19 protein-coding genes are annotated in these 23,352 nt (G+C 50.4%); 6 read left to right on the plus strand and 13 right to left on the minus strand.

Annotated features, from left to right (window positions below; all coding sequences use genetic code 11):
• From KTO58_RS24850 to KTO58_RS24860, 3 genes are read left to right on the plus strand one after another with little or no spacing between them, the layout of a single operon-like run.
• A complete protein-coding gene (locus tag KTO58_RS24850) occupies positions 1 to 756 on the plus strand; it encodes a nucleotidyltransferase domain-containing protein (protein WP_095841402.1) in 756 nt (251 codons plus the stop codon).
• Positions 753 to 1,826, plus strand: coding sequence for a DNA polymerase beta superfamily protein (locus KTO58_RS24855; RefSeq protein WP_095836817.1), 1,074 nt, complete (start codon positions 753 to 755; stop codon positions 1,824 to 1,826). Before KTO58_RS24850 ends, KTO58_RS24855 begins: the two co-directional genes overlap by 4 nt.
• The gene (locus KTO58_RS24860) at positions 1,813 to 4,374 is read left to right on the plus strand and encodes a polynucleotide kinase-phosphatase (RefSeq protein ID WP_095836816.1); all 2,562 of its coding nucleotides are present in this window, start codon (positions 1,813 to 1,815) and stop codon (positions 4,372 to 4,374) included. The genes KTO58_RS24855 and KTO58_RS24860 overlap by 14 nt, the downstream gene beginning before the upstream one ends.
• 86 nt (positions 4,375 to 4,460) lie before the next feature.
• Here the strand turns inward: KTO58_RS24860 and KTO58_RS24865 are convergent, their stop codons facing one another.
• The 7 genes from KTO58_RS24865 to KTO58_RS24895 all read right to left on the minus strand — a co-directional run bounded on the left by KTO58_RS24865 (position 4,461) and on the right by KTO58_RS24895 (position 12,459).
• The gene (locus KTO58_RS24865) at positions 4,461 to 5,747 is read right to left on the minus strand and encodes a PepSY-associated TM helix domain-containing protein (RefSeq protein ID WP_095836815.1); all 1,287 of its coding nucleotides are present in this window, start codon (positions 5,745 to 5,747) and stop codon (positions 4,461 to 4,463) included.
• Positions 5,748 to 5,749: 2 nt separating this feature from the next.
• Positions 5,750 to 6,469, minus strand: a complete 720-nt coding sequence (locus tag KTO58_RS24870) for a DUF4198 domain-containing protein (protein WP_095836814.1) — start codon at positions 6,467 to 6,469, stop codon at positions 5,750 to 5,752.
• A gap of 255 nt (positions 6,470 to 6,724) precedes the next feature.
• On the minus strand, positions 6,725 to 7,012 hold the full coding sequence (locus KTO58_RS24875) for a YegP family protein (RefSeq protein WP_095836813.1): 288 nt from the start codon (positions 7,010 to 7,012) through the stop codon (positions 6,725 to 6,727).
• A gap of 156 nt (positions 7,013 to 7,168) precedes the next feature.
• Entirely contained in the window at positions 7,169 to 9,532 is a 2,364-nt protein-coding gene (locus KTO58_RS24880) for a hypothetical protein (RefSeq protein WP_095836812.1), read from the minus strand.
• Entirely contained in the window at positions 9,498 to 10,538 is a 1,041-nt protein-coding gene (locus KTO58_RS24885; RefSeq protein ID WP_095836811.1) for a hypothetical protein, read from the minus strand. The genes KTO58_RS24880 and KTO58_RS24885 overlap by 35 nt, the downstream gene beginning before the upstream one ends.
• A gap of 43 nt (positions 10,539 to 10,581) precedes the next feature.
• A complete protein-coding gene (locus tag KTO58_RS24890; RefSeq protein ID WP_225859908.1) occupies positions 10,582 to 11,838 on the minus strand; it encodes a DUF5690 family protein in 1,257 nt (418 codons plus the stop codon).
• A gap of 114 nt (positions 11,839 to 11,952) precedes the next feature.
• The gene (locus KTO58_RS24895) at positions 11,953 to 12,459 is read right to left on the minus strand and encodes a hypothetical protein (RefSeq protein WP_095836810.1); all 507 of its coding nucleotides are present in this window, start codon (positions 12,457 to 12,459) and stop codon (positions 11,953 to 11,955) included.
• A gap of 231 nt (positions 12,460 to 12,690) precedes the next feature.
• Between KTO58_RS24895 and KTO58_RS24900 the strand changes: the two genes are divergently transcribed.
• On the plus strand, positions 12,691 to 12,939 hold the full coding sequence (locus KTO58_RS24900) for a T9SS type A sorting domain-containing protein (RefSeq protein WP_095836809.1): 249 nt from the start codon (positions 12,691 to 12,693) through the stop codon (positions 12,937 to 12,939).
• 439 nt (positions 12,940 to 13,378) lie between these two features.
• Here KTO58_RS24900 and KTO58_RS24905 read toward each other — a convergent pair whose 3' ends face one another.
• The 5 genes from KTO58_RS24905 to KTO58_RS24925 all read right to left on the minus strand — a co-directional run bounded on the left by KTO58_RS24905 (position 13,379) and on the right by KTO58_RS24925 (position 20,155).
• Positions 13,379 to 15,745 carry a glycoside hydrolase family 19 protein gene (locus KTO58_RS24905; RefSeq protein ID WP_157752752.1) on the minus strand — a complete coding sequence of 789 codons (2,367 nt, stop codon included), beginning with the start codon at positions 15,743 to 15,745 and terminating at the stop codon, positions 13,379 to 13,381.
• Between the two features lie 381 nt (positions 15,746 to 16,126).
• Complete coding sequence (locus tag KTO58_RS24910; protein ID WP_157752751.1) at positions 16,127 to 16,753, minus strand: YceI family protein; 627 nt, start codon at positions 16,751 to 16,753, stop codon at positions 16,127 to 16,129.
• A gap of 83 nt (positions 16,754 to 16,836) precedes the next feature.
• Positions 16,837 to 17,913: a family 10 glycosylhydrolase gene (locus KTO58_RS24915; protein ID WP_095836806.1), complete on the minus strand. Its 1,077-nt coding sequence runs from the start codon at positions 17,911 to 17,913 to the stop codon at positions 16,837 to 16,839.
• Positions 17,914 to 17,918: 5 nt separating this feature from the next.
• Positions 17,919 to 19,025, minus strand: a complete 1,107-nt coding sequence (locus KTO58_RS24920; protein WP_095836805.1) for a carbohydrate-binding family 9-like protein — start codon at positions 19,023 to 19,025, stop codon at positions 17,919 to 17,921.
• 116 nt (positions 19,026 to 19,141) lie between these two features.
• Positions 19,142 to 20,155: a hypothetical protein gene (locus KTO58_RS24925; protein WP_095836804.1), complete on the minus strand. Its 1,014-nt coding sequence runs from the start codon at positions 20,153 to 20,155 to the stop codon at positions 19,142 to 19,144.
• 260 nt (positions 20,156 to 20,415) lie between these two features.
• Between KTO58_RS24925 and yiaK the strand changes: the two genes are divergently transcribed.
• On the plus strand, positions 20,416 to 21,396 hold the full coding sequence (gene yiaK / locus KTO58_RS24930; protein WP_095836803.1) for a 3-dehydro-L-gulonate 2-dehydrogenase: 981 nt from the start codon (positions 20,416 to 20,418) through the stop codon (positions 21,394 to 21,396).
• 118 nt (positions 21,397 to 21,514) lie between these two features.
• Here the strand turns inward: yiaK and KTO58_RS24935 are convergent, their stop codons facing one another.
• The gene (locus tag KTO58_RS24935; protein ID WP_095836802.1) at positions 21,515 to 22,375 is read right to left on the minus strand and encodes a pirin family protein; all 861 of its coding nucleotides are present in this window, start codon (positions 22,373 to 22,375) and stop codon (positions 21,515 to 21,517) included.
• A 119-nt stretch (positions 22,376 to 22,494) separates the two neighbouring features.
• Here KTO58_RS24935 and KTO58_RS24940 point away from each other — a divergent pair, with 119 nt between their 5' ends.
• On the plus strand, positions 22,495 to 23,304 hold the full coding sequence (locus tag KTO58_RS24940) for an SDR family oxidoreductase (RefSeq protein ID WP_095836801.1): 810 nt from the start codon (positions 22,495 to 22,497) through the stop codon (positions 23,302 to 23,304).
• Positions 23,305 to 23,352: the final 48 nt, after the last annotated feature.

Consider the following 23,352-nt stretch of genomic DNA (forward strand, 5'->3'; position numbering starts at 1 on the left):
ATGAAAGACATCATACTGCAACAGCTTAAAGGGATAGAGCAGGAACACAACGTAACGATACTGTATGCTTGCGAATCCGGTAGTCGTGCCTGGGGTTTTGCCTCGCCAGACAGTGACTACGATGTACGCTTCATTTATGCCCAGCGCAGTGATGCCTATCTCAGCATACGGGAACGCAGGGACGTAATAGAACTGCCTGTCAATGAGGTGCTGGATATCAGCGGATGGGACCTGCGCAAGGCGCTACAGCTGTTCCTGAAGTCCAATGCACCCTTATACGAGTGGCTGCAATCACCGATCGTATATCAGCAACAGGCAGGTTTTACGGCCGATATACAGACGTTGATGCCTGCTTATTTTTCATTAAGGGCGGGCTTGCATCATTACCTGTCTATGGCAGATAATACGTTTACCAACGATCTGCAAGGGGTGCAGGTGCGACTGAAGAAATACTTTTATGCCTTACGTCCGCTGCTGGCTGCGAGGTGGATCACCGATAAGCAGCGGTTGCCGCCCATGCAGTTCGAACAGCTTAGAACGCTGATCGCTGACCCGGTATGGCAACAGGAGATCGAAGTATTGTTGCAAAAGAAACAAGCTGCTGATGAAAAGGCGGTCACCACTCCCCTGCCGTTCTTGCAAGGCTGGTTGTCGGATAACCTGGTTTACTGTAAAGAGAAAGGACAGGCACTGGCACCTGTAACGCATGATACTGCCGAACTGGATGAGCTATTTAGGAAATATATACCATCATGACATTCGAAACATTGTCCGTACATCCGGAACAATTGCTACTAAAGTGTCTCAGTGGCAGCCGGGCTTACAACCTGCAGTTACCCAGCTCTGATACAGATCTGAAAGGAGTATTTATATTACCCCGTCAGGAGCTATATGGCCTTACCTATACCCCGCAGGTATCGAATATCACGAATGATGAAGTGTATTATGAGGTAGGCCGCTTCATAGGTCTGCTCTGTGAAAATAATCCCAATATACTGGAGCTGCTGGGAAGCACCGGTAATACGATATTGTATCGTCATCCGCTGTTGTCGCTGATCAAACCGGAGGCATTCCTGTCCAAACTCTGTATGCAGACATTTGCCGGGTATGCACGTTCGCAGATCAAGAAGGCGACAGGGTTGAATAAAAAGATCAGCCGCCCAATGGAGAAGGAACGGAAGACGGTGCTGGACTTCTGTTATGTAGTTGCGGGCAATGGTACCGTACCGGTTGCGGACTGGTTACGTCATCACGGATTCCGGCAGGAAGAATGTGGGCTGACACAGCTGTCGCATTTCAGGGATGCTTACCTGCTTTATCATCAGCGACAGCTGCCGGAAGGCGACACACTGGCTGGTATCATATCAGGTGTGGAAGCCAATGATGTACGGGTGAGCAGTGTGCCCAAAGATATAGAGGCTTTGGCCGTGATGAACTTCAACAAAGACGGTTATTCTGTTTACTGCCGTGAGTACCTGGAATACTGGGAGTGGGTGGAAAAACGGAATGAAGCCAGGTATACCCATACAGTGGCGCTGGGTAAACAGTATGATACCAAAAATATGATGCACACCTTCCGTTTGTTGCATATGGCTTCTGAGATCGCATTGTACAAAGAGGTAAGGGTGTATCGTGATGACCGCGATTTCCTGCTTAATATCCGTAACGGTAAGTTTGAATATGAAGAGCTGCTGGATATGGCGGATAAGAAAATAGACAGAATAGAACAATTGTATGCTAAGTCGGACTTGCCTGATGTGCCGGACAGGAATATGGCAGAACGCATACTGATACAAATAAGAGAGAGCTTTTATGCGCAGAAATGAAGAGCAGATAACGAAGATAAAAGTGCCGGATCTATCACTGGTATTGCTGATAGGAGCTTCCGGTTCTGGTAAGTCCACCTTTGCCCGTACGCATTTTAAGTCTACGGAGATCGTATCTTCTGATACATGCAGGGGGATGGTAAGTGATGACGAGAATAGCCTGGCCGCATCTGCTGATGCGTTTGAACTGGCGCGGTTTATTGTGGCCAAGCGGTTGAAGAATGGCTTGCTAACGGTGATCGATGCGACTAACGTACGGGAAGAGGATCGTAAGGAATGGGTGAAGCTGGCGAGGGAGCACCATGTATTGCCGGTGGCGATCGTGATCAATATGTCGGAGAAATTATGCGTGCAGCGTGGAGAGCAACGTACGGACCGTAACCTGGGGCGGCATGCGATCGCACACCAGGTGGTGGCGCTCAAACGTAGTCTGCGGCGGTTGAAGCTAGAAGGATTCCGGCAGATCTATGAATTACGGACGGTAGAAGAGGTAGCTGGTATTACAGGTATCGAACGACAGCCACTGCATAATGATAAGAAGGCAGAAACGGGGCCATTTGATATCATCGGGGATATACACGGTTGTTATGACGAACTGGTGCTGTTGATTGCTAAACTAGGATACCAGGAGCAGGAAGGTTACTGGCGGCATCCGGAAGGACGTAAGCTGGTGTTTCTGGGCGACCTGGTAGACAGAGGACCTGCTACGCCGGCGGTATTATGCCTAGTGATGACACAGGTAAAAGCGGGCCTGGCCTATTGCGTACCAGGTAACCACGATGTGAAGTTGCTGAAATGGCTGCAGGGGCGGCAGGTGCAGGTAAGACATGGGCTGGAGCAATCCATCGCGCAGCTGTCTGGTGAGACGCCTGCTTTCCGTGAAGACGTACAGGCCTTCCTGGATGGATTGATCAGTCACTATGTGTTCGATCATGGCAGGCTGGTAGTGGCTCACGCCGGACTAAAGGAAGCTATGCAGGGAAGAGGCTCCGGCGCTGTACGTGAATTCTGCCTGTATGGAGAGACTACGGGTGAGATCGACGAATTCGGGTTGCCGGTACGTTACAACTGGGCTGCTGAATATAAAGGCGCCGCCAAGGTGGTATACGGGCACACACCGGTACCTACAGCACAATGGCTGAACCGTACGATCGACATAGATACCGGCTGCGTATTCGGTGGTAAACTGACGGCCTTACGATACCCGGAAAGTGAGCTGGTAGATGTACCTGCGAAGGAAGTACACTGTGAGCCTGTCAGACCTTTACATGTACCTGCCGGTCCGGCATTATCACTGCAACAGGCGCATGACGACCTGCTGGATATTGCCAACGTAAGCGGAAAACAATTCATAGAGACCCGCTATGGTCAGCGTATCACGGTAAGGGCAGAGCAGGCGGTTACCGCGCTGGAGGCGATGAGCCGTTTTGCAGTGAATCCCAAATGGCTGATCTACCTCCCTCCTACTATGAGCCCTTGTGAAACCAGTAAACTGGACGACTACCTGGAACATCCGCTGGAAGCGTTTAAATACTTTACCGGCGTCGGGGTGAGAAAGGTGGTGTGCGAAGAGAAACACATGGGTTCCAGGACTATCGTGATAGTAGGGAAGCATGAACAAGTGATCAAAGATACCTTCGGTATTGAAGGGGAAGGTATCGGTACGGTATATACGCGCACCGGCAGGGCGTATTTTAACGATAAGGAAACGGAGCAGGCTTTTTTACAACGCCTGAGTGCCGCCCTGGAAACCGCTGGTTTTTACGAGGAGTTCCGTACCGAATGGGTATGCTTCGATGCGGAGCTGATGCCGTGGAATGCCAAGGCACAGACCCTGCTGGAGCAACAGTATGGCCCCGTAGGCGCTGCCGCCAGACATAGCCTTACCGCGGCGGTAGCTGCCCTGCAGGAGGCCATGCATCCGGATGCGGCGCCTTTGCTGGAACGGTATGCGCAGCGACTGGAGCATACCCATCAATACATCACTGCTTACCAGCAATATATCTGGCCGGTGAACAGCCTGGAGGACTACAAGCTGGCTCCTTTTCATATCATGGCCACGGAAGGCAAGGTATGGAGCGACAAGCCGCACGAATGGCATATGGACCGTATCGCCGATATCTGTGCGGCAGACAGCGGTATACTGCAGCCTACCAGCTATCGTATCGCTTACCTGGATGATCCGCAGAGCCTGGAGGAAGTAACAGACTGGTGGGTAGCGCTGACGGCCAATGGTGGCGAAGGGATGGTGGTGAAACCATATGACTTCGTTGCCTATAACGGCAATAGCATTGAGCAACCGGCTATCAAGGTCAGGGGAAAAGAATATCTACGGATCATTTATGGCCCGGACTATACGATGCCAGAGCACCTGACCCGCTTAAAGGCAAGGGGGCTATCTACCAAACGCTCCATGGCGTTGCGGGAGTTCCTGCTAGGGCTGGAAGGGTTGCACCGGTTTGTCGAAAAGGAGCCGTTGAGCCGCGTACATGGCTGTGCATTCGGCGTGCTGGCCCTGGAGAGTGAAGCGGTAGACCCCCGGTTGTAGTGGGCGACCGCTATCTCTATATCACCATAAAAAAAGAACAGCGACTGTGGAGGCAGCCGCTGTTCTTTTTATTTAAATGAAAATGATTAAGCTGGTACCACTTGCTCACCCCTGGTAATAATAGTGGTTTTGGCAGGTACTGGTTTTTGGAGTGCTGGTTTCTTCTGCTTTTTCTTTTTACCCCACCATACGTAGAAACCGGTTACCGGTAAGCTGGCGCAGATAAGGCTGGCGAAGAATGCGAGTATCTTACCAGGCAGGCCGGCAATAGCGCCGACGTGGATGTCGTAGTTAGAACGATAGATCTTTTCACCAATAGAAGCCTTATTGTACTTGGTAGAATACAAGTTCTTACCAGGTATTTCCTTTAGTGTATACTGATCGAAGTAACGGAATTCTCGTTTATTATAGGTGCCCTGGTCCGGATTGTAGGTCAGGGAGATAGCGTCGTCCTTTTTAACGGCAAACTGTACCTGTATGGTGCCGGTGATGCCTTTGTACTCTTTCAGTGCGTTTTGGAACACTACATCTTCCGGTATGTGACTAAGAGCCGCGGTATATTGCAAGGTATCGGAGCTGGGTCTCGCGCCTTTACCTGCCGGCATGGTCTTGCCACCGGTCAGTGTCCAATAGTAGGATTTGGAGAACCATTTAAAGCCCCATACCAATCCTGTCAGACCTAATACCAGTGCGATGGTCATCACATAGAACCCCAACACGTTATGCAGGTCGTAATTCACCCGTTTGAAGCTGGCTTTCCATTTTACCTTGAAGCTTTGATCGCGGGCTGCTTTGGTCCATTTCTTGGGCCACCACATGATCAGGCCGGAGATCAGCAGGAACACGAATATCAGTACTGCAGAGGCTACGATAGGCTGACCGATCTCGCGGGGCAGCCACAGGTTGAAGTGGCCTTCCAGGATGAAACGGAAGAAGTCATCCTTTAATATCTTCTGGTGTAACACTTTCCCATCGTAAGGGTTCATGTATACCATGGTGTAGCCATTTTTCTTGTCGGTATATGCGGCGATAGCGGCAGTACCTGGAGCGCCATAGCTTACACCGGATATTTTGCTGGTCATAGAATCCGGGGCATTGCTGCCGAAAGCGGCTTTTGCTGCGATCACTTTCAGCTGGGAAGGTGGCAGGTAGGGCGCTTGTTTCGCTTCTACGAACTGGTAGGGTTGTGTGTAGTTACGGATCTCTCTTTCGAAGGCATAGATACAGCCGGTAACGCTCACGATGAACACGATGATACCGGAGATCAGGCCCAGCCACAGGTGCAGGAAATCATTGACCTTGCGGAAACGGGATTTCCCTTTTTTAGCAGGCTTGGCAGCTGGTGAGGATGTATTTCGAACGTTCTTTTGCATGATTATTTGATTACTTCGATACAGTAAGTAGCACAACGCCAATTAGCATCATAAGGTTTCCCATTGTGGTCGCCGGATTTTTTCTCCGTACTGGTTACTTCTACCATATAGCGGCCAGGCCATATCGGTGTGAAACTGGCCATACCGGTGCTGTCCGTGTACAGTTTTTTACCCCAGCCATTAGGCGCTACCACTTCTACCTCTTTCTGGCCAGCTGGCAGCTTGTCGAAGAATGTTTGCAGAGAAACCGCTGTATTGGCTTTGTAAGTATCTTTTGCAGCAGTATAGATGCTGACAGCGTTCGTGTTGTGTTCCGGGCGGTCGCCGGTGTTGGCAGCCCCGATCTTTACAACAGCACTGGAATGATAATCCAGGCGTTTGCCATTGTACAGGTCTTTTACGGTGTGTTGCAGTACTACCGTGTACACACCTTCCTGGTCGGGGGTGAAGCTGGCCTTGAAGTGATCTTTGGCAGCAGTAGAGGTGAGTTTGATCTCTTTTTTGTCGGGAGTGATGAGGGTGAGGGTGTAATCGCGGGTGTCAGAAAACCAATCTGCCACTGGCGTAATGTCCTTGTCGGCGTATTCCCCGAAATAGATACGTACTTCCTGTGCTTTTCCCTTTTTACCGGCAGGGCTGGTTTCCATCCAAAAAGCATGTGCAAATGTCTGCAAAAACATAGTGAGGAATAGTGCCGAGAACAGTAACGCCTTACGAACCATATAGTGATAGATTTGAATATTTCCTGATTGTCAGATAACTCAACAAAAGTATCACAGATACGCGCGCGGGTTTAATCGGATCGGAAATTCCATTTACGCGAAGCGGAAAAATTTTTGAAATGGCAGCAGGTCGCGAAAATTGTAAGTGGTTTATAATGAATGCATTGTAAATTTTTTAAATTTTCTTTTCTTTCCGTCCAAGGTATAATGATACCGTTAGAGGATGGAGTAATGATCTTTCTCTGTGTTAGGTTTCTAGGGTTCTAATCGTTTAGATCGTTCCTGAATGATTTTTTTATATCTCTCCTTGTCTTCCTTATTTAGGAAGCTACTATCAATAAAGTAGTACCTACCATCTTTTGTAGTGATTGATTCATAGCTATCGCTACGCTGAGAATTATTCTTAACAGACTGTAAGCCACTTAAAGCCGCTGTTTTAGTAACATACATTTCGCTTCTAAGTATGGTTTCTCCATTATTCGCTTTCAAGCGGAAATAAAACTGTCCGTTAGCTTGACTTTTTAATAGTTCGAAAACGCCCATTTTTATTGAAGCTAATTTTTATGGTAATAGGAAACAATGCGTACCTGATCGGGTATATATTGGGACGAAAATAGATTTTCATACCCGATCGGGTATGTTTTTTTAAAAAGGACCGGGCTGAGCCGGTCCTTAGCGCAAAAATATTTAAGGAATCTGTTATTTGGTAGTGACCTTATTGACCCGGACATAGTCCTGGAGATAGGAGCATTCTTCGACCCGGGCCTGGAAGAATTTAGTCTGGCTGTATTGGTACAATGCCGGGAAGTGTATGTTCTTTTTCAGTTTGCTTACATAAGCCGGGTCTTCTGAATCGGGTTCAACGGGAATGTGTTTCTGTGCACAGCGGGCGGCGAGGAACAGGCATGCTGCTTTGAGCTCTTTATCGGTAGTGGCATCGGCGGCTTTTTTGTAGTATTCTTCAGCGCGGTATACGCCGTAGTATTCTTTTTCGGTAGGTACGGAATCCTTTTCGGGACTGTACCACCGGGTGCTGCTGCGATAGCCTGTTACAAAGTGCCAGTTGGGACCATAGTAGGAGATGCTGAAGAGGCCGTTGGCATACTTTTGATACTGTTGGGCGGTGGCTTTGCCGGTAGCGAAAGTTTTTTCCAGAGAGCGCATTTCGTTAACGAAAGCCTGCTGGGTGATCACGGGGCCGCTGCTATCCAGATCGCTGCCGAAGTCCTGGTATAAAGGATCGAACAAGTGATAGGCGGACTGTTGTGCCTGATCTGGTGCTTTCTTCAACCACTCCTGCGCATGTACGAAGTCGTGCACGCGTATGAAGCTGGTGCCGATGGCGGCGCTGAGGTCGGCATTATCCATGGGGAAATAGCTGAACAGGTATTTTTCCAGGGCAGATTGTTTTTTAGATTGTTTCAATTCATACAAGGCGATCAGTTCGGCGGGCTGCATCTTTTCCCGGATGAACTCTTTGGCATTGCCGGTGGTTACGCTCGTGTACTCGCCGGAGATATCGTCTTTACGGGCAAGTACCAACGCTTTATGGGGAATGTCGTCCAGTTGTGCATAGCGGTTGGCGACGATGAAATCCAGCAGGTTGCGATAGACACGATTGAAGTAGAAACCGGCAGGGTCGGCGCCTTCGTAGTAGTAGGGGGCACGGGCGGGTTTGCCTTTGTCGTCCCGTTGTATTTTGCTGTCCAGCCATTTAAAGGATTGCAGTAACTCGGCTTCGAATGCCGGCGTGATGTTTTGCTGTTGATTGACGGCGACCAGCAGGCGAACGATCTCCCATTGATCCCGGTAGTTCGCTTTCAACGTAGCGGGTTTGAGGGCATCCAGGCGTTTGCGGGCGCCGGTGTAGTCTTTGAGCATATAGGAAATATAGGCGGAGGAGATCTTCCACAATGCCGCATCCTGTACCTTTCCTATGTTGCCTATACTGTCGGTAACCTGTTGTATCTGTTTGACCCAATCATTCTTTTGCGGGCGGTCGTAGTACCAGTTATAATTGGTGGTGGGACGTACGAGGTCCTGGTTAATATTGCGATCCAGGTAGCCATCCTCTATTTTGTTGATCTCGCGGAGCAGCAATACATCGAGCATGGGTGATTGCGGATCGAAGGTATATACCTGGCGCAGCCCGTCTGGGTAGGCATCTGCATGGCGGAAGGCATACATGCCGGCGACGGTGGCTTTTTCGCTGTTATTGCGACAGCGCCTTAGTACAGCGGTGATGGGTGCCGCTGTCCAGCCTGCGTTGAGGAATGCCATCTGCCGCAGCGCGGGTACGGCCTGGAATACCTGAGAGAAGTAATAAGCACTTTCCGTCTTGCGGCCGGTGCGATATAATGCGCCTGCTTTCAGTGCCAGTGATTTATAATGGATATAGCCGGTAGTGGTGCTGCCGGCAAGCAGGGAGTCGTACAGGTGGATGGTCCGTGGATAGTCGTTGCTGAAATGGGCCATGCGGATGGCCTGATAGGCGAAACGTTCTTTGACCTGCGGATCTTTGCACACATTGAACAGTTGCAGGCCATTGCGTTGCAGGCGTGTCATCTGTGCGATATTAGGTTTACGCGCTGTCCAGGCATCTTCTGCCAAAGCATGTGGTTCGCATTGTTTGGCGTACATCAGGTACCCCAGTGTCTCCCGGTCTTTATTACTGATCAGTGCCTTGGTGACGGTATTGCGGGTTACGCTATCCGGTACCTGCAAGGCATCGCCTTTTTCGATATGATTATAGATGGCCGTCATCTGCGGACGGCTGTAAGTGTATACGAATTCCTGTATATCTTTTGGTGTCGCTGTTTTAAAAATCTGCTGCCATTCGTTGACGTTGGCGGAGGTTTCATCGTTGTCATCCAGGTAGTACTGTGACAGGGCGGTATAATAAAAGGGAGTGTATCCTTTATCTTCTGCCAGGTTGGGGTTCATGAATGATACATAATAATCGTAAGGATCGCCGGAGTCGGAGCAGGAGAAGGTGTAGATCACCTCTCCGAAGAAGGCCGCCAGGAAACTAACGGAAAAGATGATAGATGTCTTCCAGTTCATCAATAGTGTATTTACTTAAAGTCAGAGAATCCAGGTGATAAAAAATGATGGTGGGCTCGTATTGCTGACGCTGGCGGGCGATGAGCTGAGCGGCTTGTTTCAGCAAAGCGGGGCCGGTGGTCTCACGGCGGATCACATCTCCTTCGCGTAGCGGATAGCCGTTAAGTATAGTATCCTTCCGGCAGGTAAATGTATAGGCGCCGGTTGGTGTGAACAGTTTGCTGTCTGCTAGTTCCTTGTCCCCCATGCTACGTAAGATACCGGTGTAGGCGAATTTGCTGAACAATACACTCCACTCGAACAATGGCAAAGCCAGGTCCAAAGGTAATGGATATTCCTGTATATGATCGGGGGCGATGTAGGCCTTCAGTTCTTTCATATTAAGGATGGAGTTGTGGTCGCCCCATTTGCGGAGGTCGCCCATGTTGTAGCACATGAGGAGTCCTTTGTCGACCGGAGGGATGCCATTGGCGCTGAGGTATTTGACCTGGTGCATGCGGATGGTGGCGGAGAGTTGGCGGCCCTGGCAGGCATTGGTCTGCCGGAATGCGCGCAGGAAAGCGAAATAGATTTCTTTCTGCTGGCGGGTCCAGTCGCAGTCGATCTGTATTTCGGGGATATGGTGGGCGGGGATGCTGCTATAGCGGTCCAGCAGCAACTGGCTGACCCGGTGGGCCAGTTGTGTTACCGCTATGCTGTCGGTATTGCGCCAGATGTCATTCATCAGGAATACCACTGGTACAATCCTGGTGGAGTCGGGGATTTTGCTGCGGATATCGACGGGCGCTACTGGTACCGGTTGTTGGGTGGCGGGGTCCATGCGCACATCGAATGCCCGCAGGTACAATCGTTGTACGTGCAGGGCGGATAAGGTATGTTGCTCTGTGCTATCGGCCGTATAGCGTTGTTTCCAATAGTAAAAACCTTTGGTGATCTGCCTGGGCTCTTGAGAGCGGCAGGCGGTAAGCAAGAGGCATAATGAAAATAAGTACCAGGTGTGACGCATGTACGGTGGGTGGGTCAGTCAATAAAATGTAAAGCTATGGTTTTTACTGCCGGTATTTGCGCGTGAAGTAGGTGATGGAGAGTAAGGTCCCGGCAATACCGGTGATACTGGTAAGGATTACCAGCTGCATGAAGAAGGGCAACCATCCGTCCCGGATGAACTGCCAGGTCTTCATCAGTAATACGGCTACGCTGCCCAGGTATCCGAAGGCATCGGCTATGTAGATGAGAAAGCCAACGTTGCCAGCGATGCGGAAGGAGGCGATGAAACGATCGAACAGGATACTGTTGAACGGGATGTATACCATATACAGGCCTAATCCGGCCAGCATCATCCAGGAGTACATGGATACCAGTTGCTGTTGGTGCAGGAGGGTAATGGTCAGTGCGATGATAAAGCCGGCCAGCATGATACCCTGTGCGAGTAGGAATGCCTTGAAGTTGTGTTGTAGCCATACCATGGCGGCGATGAGTACCAGGATGATGAGGCTGATGGTTGTTTCTGTGCGGGCGAAGGTACCAGGTACGAAAGCGGCGCCGGATTCCCGCCACATATCTGCCATAAAGCTGTCTCTTACTTCGCGGAGTATGGTAACGAGGATATATATGATGACAAGGGCGACGATGCCTGGCAGGAAGCGACGTACTAAAGCTTTCCGGTCGGCTGGTGGCATGGGCTGCCGGTCTACCCGTTGGCGTTTGTCTTCTTCATCGGGAGGAGGCAGGCGTTCCAGCAGGTAGGTAAATAACAGGAGGGGTAACAGGAACAGTGCGCCTACGGTGAAGGGCATCCAGTATTCAGATACCTGCCAGGCACTCATGACCCATTGCGCGGCAGATTTAGCCAGGCCGGAGGCGAATATAAAGCTGACGGCCAGGGCGGCACTGATCATATCCGTGGTTCTTCTTCCTTCTATGTAGGAGAATACGATACCCCATATCATCCCCAACGGAAAGCCGTTCAGCAGCAGGCACCAGCAATTATATGGTGGCGGTATCAGTGCAAATAACAGCCATGATAGCCAGGCGATACCTACCAGCGATAGGATGAGCCTCCCCCGTCCTATCCTTTTCATCTCTGAAATAAAACGGATGCCGTAAAACTTGCTGGCCATATAGCCTATGACCTGGGTGATCACGAGGGCAATTTTAAAGTCCATGCCCCATAGGGTATACCCGGAGAAGTGTGCTACGTTAAACGCTTTACGATAGGCGAATATGGAAGTATATGCCGCGAAGCTGACGATGGCGGCAAAGATGGCGGTAGTGATCTGTTGGGATGTGAAACGTTGGTTATGCAAGTTGATGAATGGAAATGGTGGTATTTAAATGTACACAAAAAAACCTTCTCCCCGTGCTAGCGGAAAGAAGGTATTCGTGATCATGTATCTGGAGGATTACATGTAAGTGGAAGGTTATTTCACTGTTTTGAGCAAGGTAGGTGTGTTCTTGCTGTTATCGGATTGCCCGGTCAGCAGTTCGTAAATGGAGCAGCCATTTTTTTCCTGTTTGATATACAGGAAGCTGCCTGTTTCGGCGAACTCGCCTCCGCATGCCAGCACGATGTCTGCATCTTTAGGAATGGGATTTGTTTGCTGGAAACTGTTTTTATCCAGGAAGCTGAACATGGCGGTGTATTTTTTATGCAGGATCTCTTGTCCGTTGACCTTCACGGTCAACTGGGTTTCGGGGAGTGATTGTCCATTGTCTTCTTTTGACTGGAAGGCGATACCTACGGAATGTTTACCAACAGTGATCTCCCGGCTTGCTGCGTGGGCGACTTCCGTGGTAGCGGCAGTATCTTTTGCCGGTGTTGTAATATGTGTGCTGTCGCTATTTCCGGCGTTGTGATCTCCTTTCGGCTGACAGGCATTAAGCGCTGCCAGAAAGGAGCAGATCAGCGGCATTGTCCATCTGTTCATATAGCTGTTTCTTTAGTACTGATCAATGAATATGCCATCTTGTACATGCTATCATTCAGCATTCAAATCACATGATTGTAGGATGCTGCTGCTACCTGGAAAGGTGTAATTTTTAGTATAGCAATATCTGTATTGAGCTAAATAGGAAAAGCCCTTATTCTCTGACTAACTGAGCATTCTGTTTTGTTACTATTTAAACCCCACTGCAATGAAAAAGTTCATTTATTTACATTGGAAGGAGGGACGGCCGGCGATATGCAGTTATATCCCAATCTGACAAACGGACTGTTATCGCTGTATGGAGTGACGGCGGGCAAGGAGACTATGACGAGGCAGATATTCAGTCCGGATATGCGTTTGCTGAAGACGATACTGGTGAGCGGTGGACGGCTTTCGCTGGAGGGGCCGGATACTGGTTTGCATTTCATTAAAGTGTTTGACGGTAAGGGATCGAAGGTGTTTAAGATATGGAAGCAATGATTATTATTTGACGATATACGGGTACGGGCGATGATGCCGGTACAGCTATGCTTGAGGAAAGGCCTCTCTGGATATTTCTCAGAGGGGCTTCCCTTTTTGGGGTTGTCATTAATACGGTTAGAGAGGGGCTTTTTTTACTGATTTAGTAAAGTCATAATATACTGACAATTAGAAAGTTATGTACTTATTGCTTATAGGATGTATAAGCGTTCTATAAGCATTGTATAAGCGTTGTATAAGCAATGTATAGTCAAGGTATAGGCATGGTATATTGGGGGTATACCTGTTGTATACTCATTGTATAAGTTTGGATAGGCTTAGCTTATGCAATGACTATACGAATGCTATAGGAATGATACAGGAATGTTATAGGAAGGGCCGCTTCCCGGACGGTGAGATCGGGGGGCGGCCCTTGATAAGAAGGTGAGCGAAAAGGGGGTTATTGTACCCTTACGATCTTGGCGGTGCTTATTTTTTTGCTTTGGCCATGTTGTATGTTAAGTATCCAGGTGCCTGCGGGTACCTGGCTGATATTGAGCTGGATGGCCTGTCCTTTTACGCCGAGGGTTTGTACCTGGCGGAGGATAGGCTGACCGGTTTTGATATTCAGTAAGGATATCTGCAGTTGTTCGCCAGGTGTACCATCTACGGTTACCTGTATGGAGGAGCCGGTGGCGGGGTTGGGATATACGTTGATGGTTTGGTTGTTATCGTCGCCGATATGAGTAGGTTCGTTGAAGCTGCGGGCGGCGGCGCCGCAATCGCCTACATATTCCCAGGCTTTGCCGGAGCCGGTGTTCTGGTCAGGACGATCGCCCTGTGTCCACCATTTGGCTTTGTAGATCTTGCCGCTGTATACGGCTTGTTGACCGCCGGTGTATGCTTTGGTGGCATCCCATACGGCGATGCTGCCACAGCCGCCGCCAGGGTTGGTGCCATTTACGGCAACGGTTACAGCTGCGGAGGTGCGGCTACCCCCTTTGTCGTCGGTAGCTTTGGCGGTGATGGTGTAGTTGCCGGCGGCTACACTGCTCCAGGTGAAGTTGTAAGGAGCGGTGGTGGTTTCGCCTAATTTGGTAGCGCCGTTGAAGAATTCCACTTTGGCGATGCGTCCGTCTGCGTCGGTGGCGTTGGCGCTGATGGTAATATTAGCCGGTGCGTTGTAGCTGGCATTGTTAGCGGGAGCGGTGATATTCACTACCGGTAATTGGTTGCCGGTGCCGCCGCTGCAAGCGCCCAGTAATTCCCAAGGGTCGGCTGCGCTGGGTAATGCTGCTGCACCTGCCCACCATTTATTGCGGTAGATGCTACCGTTGTACAATACGATATTGCCAACAGTGGTATAATCTTTTGCCTGCCATGCGGGGAGGTTGGTACAACCTTCGAAGGATACGTCATTCCAGATAACGAGATCTACGGTAGTGGTTACAGAATCCTTACCAGCGCGGGCACCGGCAGCATAGGCTTTGAATTTGCCATAAGCCGGTGGTGTCCACTGTGCGGTGGTGCCTGTGAAGCGCTGACCGTTGATATTGATCACGATCTGGGTTACTTCATTGGAAGGATCGTTTTTACTTACCTCGATAGCGATGGGCGACAAGGAAGTGGTGGCGATGGTGTAGCTGGTTGGTTTGGTGAAGGTGAGTGCGGTGATGCGGGAACATTCGGCAGGGTCCATTGCGAAACGTTTCATGTTGGCGCAGCCCAGGTTGGCGGTGTTGTTGCCACCATTGAGTTCCATGCTTACCTGTTTGATACCGGTATAGCGCTGGAAGTGAGCGATACGGCTCAGCACTTTATTGTTTTCCGTAGCGCCGCCGCATTCTACGCCACCGTTGATGATGTTAACGGTTGTACCGAATCCTGCTTTGATACCACCTGCTGCTTCTGCTGGTGTGGGTGTCCATTTACCAGGGATCATTACATCGTGGCAGGAAGGTTTAGGATATTGAGGGGTCATCCAGAACCAGATACCTGTTTCGAAGGCGATCACGCCATCCTGTATTACTTTTTCGGGAGTGGCCAGCAGTATGTTTTTGTCGCCGAACAGGAATTCGCTGGCTTGTCCGTAGTTGTAGTTATAGCTCAACTGGATGGGACCGCGTCCGTGATAGGACTTGCCCGGAGCGGGGGGATAGATGGCGTGGTCTACGCGGTAGCCGATATTAGTGGTGCCTTCATATCCTTGTTCTTCGCGGAAGTAAAGGCCCCAGGCGAACTGGCCACCCGGTGCGGTAGGCCATCCACCGGTGGTTTCCTGGGAGATGTTGGCGAGGAATGCCATCAGCTCGCGTTTGCGGGTATTGATGTCTCCTTCGTTGGCGAAGGTGGCGTAGTCCAATGTTTCCTTTACGATCGCGAGGTTAGCCCAGGTAGGATCGTTGAAGGAAGGGTCAGTACGCATGACGGTGGTTACGCCGGTGGCTTTGTCGGTACGGGTAATGCGGTAATAGTCGGTACCACAGCGGCGTTCCAGTACCAGTTTGATTTGGGCCATTCTTCTGCAAGCCTCTACGAAGTTGGCATAAGAATAAAAGTCTTTAGCCGGTGTGGTGGGCAGGGTCCCTGCCCCGGTACGATCATCCGGATTAAAGCGATGTGGAAAAATGACATCCCACTCGGCGGCGGTGAGGATGTCGGCGATGGGGTTGTTTGGATCTGCGACGGCTGCTTTCGCTGCCTTAGCCTTCTTGGCGGGAGGACCTGCCAATGCTGGTTTGGTCATTAGCCAGCAACAGAGAAACAAACAAGTGGAGGCGGATAGCAGCTGCAATGCTATCCTTTTGAACGTAGTTTTGGTTGTCATGTGTTGAGGTTTTATCAATTTAACTGATTGGGTATGAAATAAGATTCAGGGTTCTTCCGGCGGTTGCAGGAGGGTGTGCTGCCACTGTTCCGGGCTATGTTCATTACGTGTATATCAGGATCTTCTTATGTTCTGCTATTCCCAATATACTACAGTACCAGTAGAGATGCAAGCGATAACACGTTTATGTGAGTGCGTTAGTGTGGGAGATACGCAATGTTGAAATGGTTTATGGTAGGGAGTTTGGTAGGAAATGAGCGGTAGAAAATTTGTAAAAACTGCGTTGGTGTGGGAGCGATGTGACTGCAGTCGTGAGGTAAAAAGAACAGGTCCGCATGAAATGATACTTCATGCGGACCTGGAATGTTATCAGTCGTCTTATTAAGATTTAGCGACGAGGTCGACTTTGAGGTTGATCTCATTGCTGATGGCATCGTCTTTCATACCGGGATAGGTGATACCCCAGTCATGCCGGTTGATATTAAAATCGGCTTTGGCTTTGAGTGTGGAGCCGGTATTTTCCAGTATATCTGCATCAAAGGAGATGTTTTTGCTAACACCTCTGAGGGTAAGATTGCCGGTGATATTGGCTTTGTTGTTACCCAGGTCTTTCACGCCAGTGATTTCGAAGGTAGCCTGTGGATGTGCGGCGGCATCGAAGAAGTCGGGGCTTTTCAGGTGCGTTTCCAATTTGGTTTTGTATTCCGCATCGGTGATATCGCTATTCTTCAGGGAGTTGATATCGATCGTGAATTTGCCCCCGGTCAGTTTGCCATCCTGGATGAAGAGGCTGCCATCGGATATTCTGATCTCGCCGTGGTGGCTGCCGGTTACTTTTTTGCCCAGCCAGGCAACTTTGGAGGCGGTAGTATCCACTTTCAATTCGGTGCCGGTGGTGGGGGCTGTAGTAGCCACAGCGTCTTTGGTTTCGGCTTTCTTACCTTCGGGGTTGCCAGCACAGCTATATAATGCGACAGTCCCTAACAGTGCAACAAATAGATTCTTCATACCAGACATGTTTTTAGGTAATGATGAACGAATAAGAATGATCCCTATAAAAATAGGGGATTTTCCGTTGTTGTATTTTATTGTCAGACAGTAGTTTGTAAAATCTGTAAGACTTCCGGGGTGAGATCGCCGAAGATTGAGACGCCGGCGGCGCCGTTTTTCAGTGCCAGCTGTACTCCCTGGCGGATATCTTCATTTTTTCCCTGGAAATCGGGCAGGAACAGTCCGGCATACAAGGGGAAGCGGCCGTTGAGTGTTTTCACGCCTTCTGCCACGGCGTCGCCGATCCAGCTGACCTGTTCGCGATAGAAGCCATGATAGATCATGGGGCATACGGCATCCAGGGGCCAGTTGGTCCAGTCTTGTCTTACAATACGTTTTGCAATCTCGGGAGTAGGAAATACGGCTGCGGTGATTGGTTTTTTATGTTGTTTGGCTTCTTGTGCCAGGGCGGTCACCACCTTGGTAATGCGGTCGTAACGGAACTTGCGCCAGGAAGGGCTTTGATCCGGATGTTCCATTTCCAGGGGATCTATATTATGTTCTGCCTTATAGGCTTGGCGGCAGGTATCGCAGTAACAGAAGTCGTATTCGGGCAGTTCTCTGGATTGGTCGATGCCATATTTGCTCCAGAGATTGACGGGGAGGATCACATCGCAGTAGCGTACATAATCGAGGTGGATGCCATCGACATAATCTTTGGATACGATCTGTTTTACTTTATCCCGGAGGTAGTTGGTTACTTCGGGTTTGCTGGGACATAGCCAGCGATAGTAGTCTACATAGGGGGGATGGTTGGCGCAGGAAGCGCCTTTACGGTTTTGTGCATACCATTCGGGATGAGCGGCCAGCAGGTCTTTCTCTCCGCGGTTCATGGTCCACATCCAGCGATGTGCTTGTATGCCGTTAGCTTTGGCGGCGCGGAAGTGTTTTTCGCTGTCTTCCTCAAAATAGATCACGTTGATACCTGCCCGTTTGTAGGCGGCATAACGTTCCTGTAATTGGGCTTCGGTATCCTGGTGTGAGGGGTTGATCCACACACGATGGCGGCCTTTAGGGGCGGGTGCTGCTAAAGATGCAGCTGCTGCTACAGGCAGTTTAGGTTGTATCAGGGCCAGGCTGCCGAGTCCCAGCGATTTGAGAAAGTTGCGCTTGTTCATAACTGCTATTTTATAGGTGATATTTTTCCTTCCTGATTGATGCTGATCTTGTCACGCATATTACCACCCTGCAGGGTGGCGGTGTATTGATCTTTGATGGCTTCCAGCGTCAGTTGATAGGTTTTGCCATTGTCGGTAATCGTCGCAGGTATATTCAGGGCAGACAGTTGTGTCGCAAATCGATGTTGTTTGCGACGATAAGTCTGTTGTCCGTAATACACTTGCCACAGGTATTTGCTGATCAATGCTTCTTCCGGAAGACGAAATACGGGCGCAGTGGTACCAGCCGGTGTACGTGAAAAATGGAGATAGCCCCATTTTTCAGGTGCATGCATATCAATGATACCTTGCGGGGACCACACCCAGTTGTGTTCTGCCTGCTGGCGTTTTATATATTGTCCGTTGCGGATATCGGTATCCCATTGTACGCGGGAGAAGTTGATCCGCCAGAGTTGTCCATCGCGCGGAGCCGGAGACTGGTTGTAAAAACCCAGCGTATGGAATGGGATAGCGATCTCCACACTCCAGCCCTTATCGATATCGGAAGGGTTGTTTATTGTACCGTTTATATGTACTGCCGTGCGTACCCCTTTTGCGTCCCAGTTCAACAGTGCATTGCCGCCATTGCGGTAAGGTCGGGGCATAAACAGGTCCATGACGGTATTATAGGCATTAATCTCCAGTTCATAGTATTGATGGGTGTCGCCATCGGGATCGATGAATACTTCGAAATCGTTATCATGATAGATGATGGTATCATGTTGTTGCAGTCTTGCCCATATGTGCGGTTCTTCTATATCTGCCAGTAGGTAGAGATATTGATCATCCCAGAGCATTTTTACGCGGGTACGCAGATTGGGGAAGGGTTTTTTACTGCTTTCGATATCCTGGAAGTCGAGGGTCCATGCTGCTTGTCGCCAAGCGGTTTCTTCTCCTTTACCATCGATGGTGAGTGGTGCATTGGTACGCTGGCAGGTATATAGCAAGGGTGTAGACGGGTCAGGGCTTTGTGAGGCCGGAGACTGCGTATATGCGTTCAGGGAAAACAGCGATGCGAGTGCTGGTAATAGCAGGTTGCATAAGCGACGTGTGCGTGATGGGCGACAATACATGCCGTTAAAAATAGCAGGAATGCGGCAAGCGTCAAAGCAGGTCGGGATGAGCGGAGCAGGGAGCGGAGGAACTCCCCTGCAGCCGTTGTGAATTGCAGGGGAGCGTATGTGGGTTATTAGCCGGCGGATGCGGGTTCGTTCACCGGTTGTCCTGCATCTTTGACGATAAAGTCGTTGGAGAACAGTTCGTTGCCCAGTTCGTCGGCCACGCTGAGTTTGCAGATTTTCATGGATTTTTTGGCAGGCGGTATCTCGTAGGAGAAAGTGATGGTGGTTTCTCCAGAAGAAGGATCGGGGATGATGTCATCTGCCATTTTGATGGTGATCCTTTTTTTGTCGAGGGAGCGGCCTTTGATAGTAACGATGTTTTCGCCCTGTTGTTGTAATACGGGCGGCGTTACTTCGGTGATGGTAAAGTCTTCTGTCAGCTTATCGGGGCGATCGTCTTTGGGTTTGAAGATAACGGTGAAGATCTCTTCGAGTTTAAGGGTCGCTTTGTCGGTAAAGAGGCCGGAGAGGGCAGACAGTGCGATAATGCCATAGAGGTTGATGCTACCGCCGTTATCGCCAACGTTGAGGAATCCGGCGCGGAATACAAAATAGAAGATGACTGCTACGGCAGCGCCGGTGAAGGGTTTCACAAAGTACCACAACATCCAGCTACGTTTGAATTCATTTGCGCCGATATAGTTTGTAAAGGAAGAGGCGATATGTACCATGCTGCCCAGGAATCCGGTCGCGGCTACCAGTACCAGCAGGATGGTATTGAGGTGCATGGTGCGGGCGGCGGGGTGGCGGGCAGGTGCAGGGGATATGACAGCGGCATGTGACGCACTGTCGGCGCCGGTGCTGTCGGAGGCTTTTGTACTATCGGCAATGAAGCTGACTTGCGGTGCTGTGGCGGTAGGGGGGTGTGAGCCGGCAGCCGCTGTATCGTTGTTAGCCGCTGTTGTATCTATCAGGGTGACGTTGAACCACTCGAAGTGATAGCGGGTGATCTTTTCACCAGGCTGTGGCATGCGATCGGGCCAGAAGCCGATGAGTATCATCAGGGCGCCTACGGAGGCGGCGATGAGGAGCAGTCCGGCTACGACCTTACCGAGTGTGGATATTTCCTGACGGGTATTCATGGTGTGCAGCAATTTAAATGCGATGTAGGATAATACGGGTTTTCTGTTTTAAGGTATGGACAGTGCGACGTGATTGTTGGCCATCTTCAGTTGATCACACCAGTACCCTTTTGGGGTAGCTAAGTGATACGTGATTGTATAGGGAGGGCTTTCCAATGGGGACGGTACCGGTAATCGGGTACAGTTTGTGTGTAACACTGTTTCCTGGCCATAAAGATACGAAAGCAGGTCCTTATTTTTGATTATTAAATCGTTAGCGGATGCGGATTCCATTTGACACATTAAAGAACGAATTCAGGCGTGTATTACTTGAGCTGTCTTTTACGACAGAGAAAGCGGACCGCTGTGCTGGTATATTTGCTGCCAACAGCCGGGATGGGGTACACTCTCATGGGTTGAACCGTTTTCCGGTATTTGTACAGCTGGTGCGTGACGGATTTGTAGACCTGGCAGCCAGTCCGGAAGTGGTAACACAGCAAGGTGGTTTTGCGCTGTGGGATGGTCGCCAGGGACCCGGAATGTACAATGCCTCCCTTTGTATGGAACATGCGGTGGCATTGGCTAAGACCCAGGGTATTGGCTGTGTGACCATCCGTAACAACAACCACTGGATGCGTGGTGGTACTTATGGCTGGCAGGCTGCTGATGCCGGCTGTGTCGGTATCTGTTTCACCAATGCGATCGCCGGTATGCCCGCCTGGGGTGGCAGTACTCCTGTATTGGGCAACAATCCACTGGTTATTGCGGTACCCCGCCAGGAAGGGCATGTGGTGCTGGATATGGCTATGTCGCAATATTCCTTTGGCAAGATGCAGGAATATGAATTGCGTGGTGAGCAATTGCCCTTTCCGGGAGGCTATGATGAGCAGGGGCAGCTGACTGCTGATCCTGCCGTGATCCGGCAGACCAAGCGGGCCTTGCCGATAGGTTACTGGAAGGGATCGGGGCTGGCGTTGCTGTTAGACATATTGCTGACTGCATTAGGCGGTGGCCGTTCTACGCGGGATATCACCAATGATGGCCGGGAATACGGTGTATCCCAATGTTTTATTGCTATTCACCGGGAGGACATGCACGAGGCGCTGATCGACGCTATACTCGATTATACCCGTCATAGCGCTGGGGGAGCCGGAGAGCAGGTCTCTTATCCCGGGGAGCGGACGTTGCGTACTCGGCAAGAGAGCGAGGCTGCCGGCGTATGGGTCAATGAGCAAATATGGGAGCAGGTGCTTGGCCTTTGACGATCCCGCTATGCGTACCTGTATGCAAGATAAGGGGGTATTCCCTACCCTATTTGCGCAGTAGCGATTTGGGGGGAAGTGGCCGTGCCACTGGCAGGCGGCACGGTCTTGTGGTGTATTAGTAGGCTAGTGTACCGAACTGACCGGTCTTTGCATCGCTGATCGCTTGTTCGATCTCTTCCGGTGTGTTCATCACGAAATTATCTTTTACTGCCAGGGGCTCCTCTATCGGCTCGCCCGACAGGAAAAGCAGCTGGGCATCTGCGGTAGCAGTGACAGTAATATCGGTGCCTTCCTTGTCAAATATCACCAGGTGGTACGCTCCGACCGGTGTGTCATTTTGGACGGTCACCTGCCCATGTGCTACATACAGGAGTGTCCACCAGCCGGCTTTTGCTGGCAGTTGGATGGTGCTTCCGGCAGTTAGGGTGCCACAGAGGCTGACGATGGGTGTATAAGTATGGATAGGCCCCTGTTGTCCGTCGAACTGGCCGGAGGCCAGTCGAAGGTCAACGCCTTGGGCTGACAGCACAGCCGGTTGTTGTGCATTGGTAACGTGTTGGTAATGAGGCGCATCTGCTTTGTTTGCTTTGGGGGCATTGATCCAGAGCTGTATCAGCTCGTAATGTCCACCTTTTTTCAGCATCTCCGGCGTAGGCCCTTCGCTATGTAGGATACCCCTGCCGGCAAACATCCACTGTACATCACCGGCTTTAACGACCATATCATGTCCTGCATTATCCTTATGGTAACCCTCTCCCTGCAACATAAAGGTAACAGGCGCAAACCCGCGATGGGGATGCGGGTGCAGACGCATCTCCTGCTCTCCCGGCGCGATATATTGCGGTTTCATATGATGCAGTACGATGAACGGATTAGCGAACCTGAAGTCCTTATGCGGCAGTGGCTGCAATACGATATCCGTTTCCGTAATATGTTTCTCCTTTCCTTCCAGTATATGAGCGATCTTCTTTTGCATAATGGATATGAGTTATAACATTGAAAGTAGGTAAAGCCTGTAATATGACAAAATTACCCGATTGTGGTAGATGAGGGTATGCTTTTTGTGACCATATCGCGATAATCAAACCTGGCAACATGGATAAACCACTACATGGACAGGTAGCTATCGTCACTGGCAGTAGTGCCGGTATAGGAGCTAGCGTAGCCGAAAAGCTGGCGCTGGCAGGAGCTACCGTTGTAATCAACTATAACAGCGATAAAAGTTATGCCGGTGCGGATGCTGTACTGGGACGTATACGCATTGCCGGTGGAGAGGGGATACTTTACCAATGTGATGTCAGTAAGGAAGAGGACGTGAAGAAGTTCTTTGCGGATATAATTGCCCAATTTGGCACCTTTGACATACTGGTCAGCAATGCTGGGATACAACAGGATGCGCCTTTTATAGAGATGACGCTGGAGCAATGGGACCGGGTGATCGCGGTAAACCTCACGGGTCAGTTTCTCTGTTGCCGGGAGGCCGCGCGGGAGTTCATCCGGAGAGGGGTTATAAAGGAGCGGTCGATAGCTGCGGGCAAGATCATTTGTATGAGCAGTGTGCATGAGGTGATACCCTGGGCAGGGCATGTTAACTACGCTGCCAGTAAGGGAGGGGTGAAACTGCTGATGCAGTCTATTGCCCAGGAGCTGGCGCCTCATCGTATACGGGTAAATGGTATTGCTCCCGGCGCTATCAAGACGCGTATCAATGCGGATGCCTGGGATACGCCGGAAGACGAGGCGAAGCTGCTTGAGCTGATCCCTTACGGGAGGGTCGGCGATGTAAGTGATGTAGCGAAAGCGGCAGTGTGGCTGGCCAGCGATGACAGTGACTATGTAACCGGCACTACCTTGTTCGTAGACGGGGGGATGACCTTATATCCCGGTTTTGCTGACAACGGTTGATAAAGCACAGCTGTACGATAAAAAGGGAAAGCCCGGTGATGCGGATCA

It is taken from the genome of Chitinophaga pendula (assembly GCF_020386615.1).
GTDB classification, from domain to species: domain Bacteria; phylum Bacteroidota; class Bacteroidia; order Chitinophagales; family Chitinophagaceae; genus Chitinophaga; species Chitinophaga pendula.

Coding starts and splice junctions, on each gene's coding strand:
- KTO58_RS24850 (WP_095841402.1), top strand. CDS start 1: ATGAAAGACATCATACTGCAACAGCTTAAAGGGATAGAGCAGGAACAC.
- KTO58_RS24855 (WP_095836817.1), top strand. CDS start 753: ATGACATTCGAAACATTGTCCGTACATCCGGAACAATTGCTACTAAAG.
- KTO58_RS24860 (WP_095836816.1), top strand. CDS start 1,813: ATGCGCAGAAATGAAGAGCAGATAACGAAGATAAAAGTGCCGGATCTA.
- KTO58_RS24865 (WP_095836815.1), bottom strand. CDS start 5,747: ATGCAAAAGAACGTTCGAAATACATCCTCACCAGCTGCCAAGCCTGCT.
- KTO58_RS24870 (WP_095836814.1), bottom strand. CDS start 6,469: ATGGTTCGTAAGGCGTTACTGTTCTCGGCACTATTCCTCACTATGTTT.
- KTO58_RS24875 (WP_095836813.1), bottom strand. CDS start 7,012: ATGGGCGTTTTCGAACTATTAAAAAGTCAAGCTAACGGACAGTTTTAT.
- KTO58_RS24880 (WP_095836812.1), bottom strand. CDS start 9,532: ATGAACTGGAAGACATCTATCATCTTTTCCGTTAGTTTCCTGGCGGCC.
- KTO58_RS24885 (WP_095836811.1), bottom strand. CDS start 10,538: ATGCGTCACACCTGGTACTTATTTTCATTATGCCTCTTGCTTACCGCC.
- KTO58_RS24895 (WP_095836810.1), bottom strand. CDS start 12,459: ATGAACAGATGGACAATGCCGCTGATCTGCTCCTTTCTGGCAGCGCTT.
- KTO58_RS24905 (WP_157752752.1), bottom strand. CDS start 15,745: ATGACAACCAAAACTACGTTCAAAAGGATAGCATTGCAGCTGCTATCC.
- KTO58_RS24910 (WP_157752751.1), bottom strand. CDS start 16,753: ATGAAGAATCTATTTGTTGCACTGTTAGGGACTGTCGCATTATATAGC.
- KTO58_RS24915 (WP_095836806.1), bottom strand. CDS start 17,913: ATGAACAAGCGCAACTTTCTCAAATCGCTGGGACTCGGCAGCCTGGCC.
- KTO58_RS24920 (WP_095836805.1), bottom strand. CDS start 19,025: ATGTATTGTCGCCCATCACGCACACGTCGCTTATGCAACCTGCTATTA.
- KTO58_RS24925 (WP_095836804.1), bottom strand. CDS start 20,155: ATGAATACCCGTCAGGAAATATCCACACTCGGTAAGGTCGTAGCCGGA.
- yiaK (WP_095836803.1), top strand. CDS start 20,416: ATGCGGATTCCATTTGACACATTAAAGAACGAATTCAGGCGTGTATTA.
- KTO58_RS24935 (WP_095836802.1), bottom strand. CDS start 22,375: ATGCAAAAGAAGATCGCTCATATACTGGAAGGAAAGGAGAAACATATT.
- KTO58_RS24940 (WP_095836801.1), top strand. CDS start 22,495: ATGGATAAACCACTACATGGACAGGTAGCTATCGTCACTGGCAGTAGT.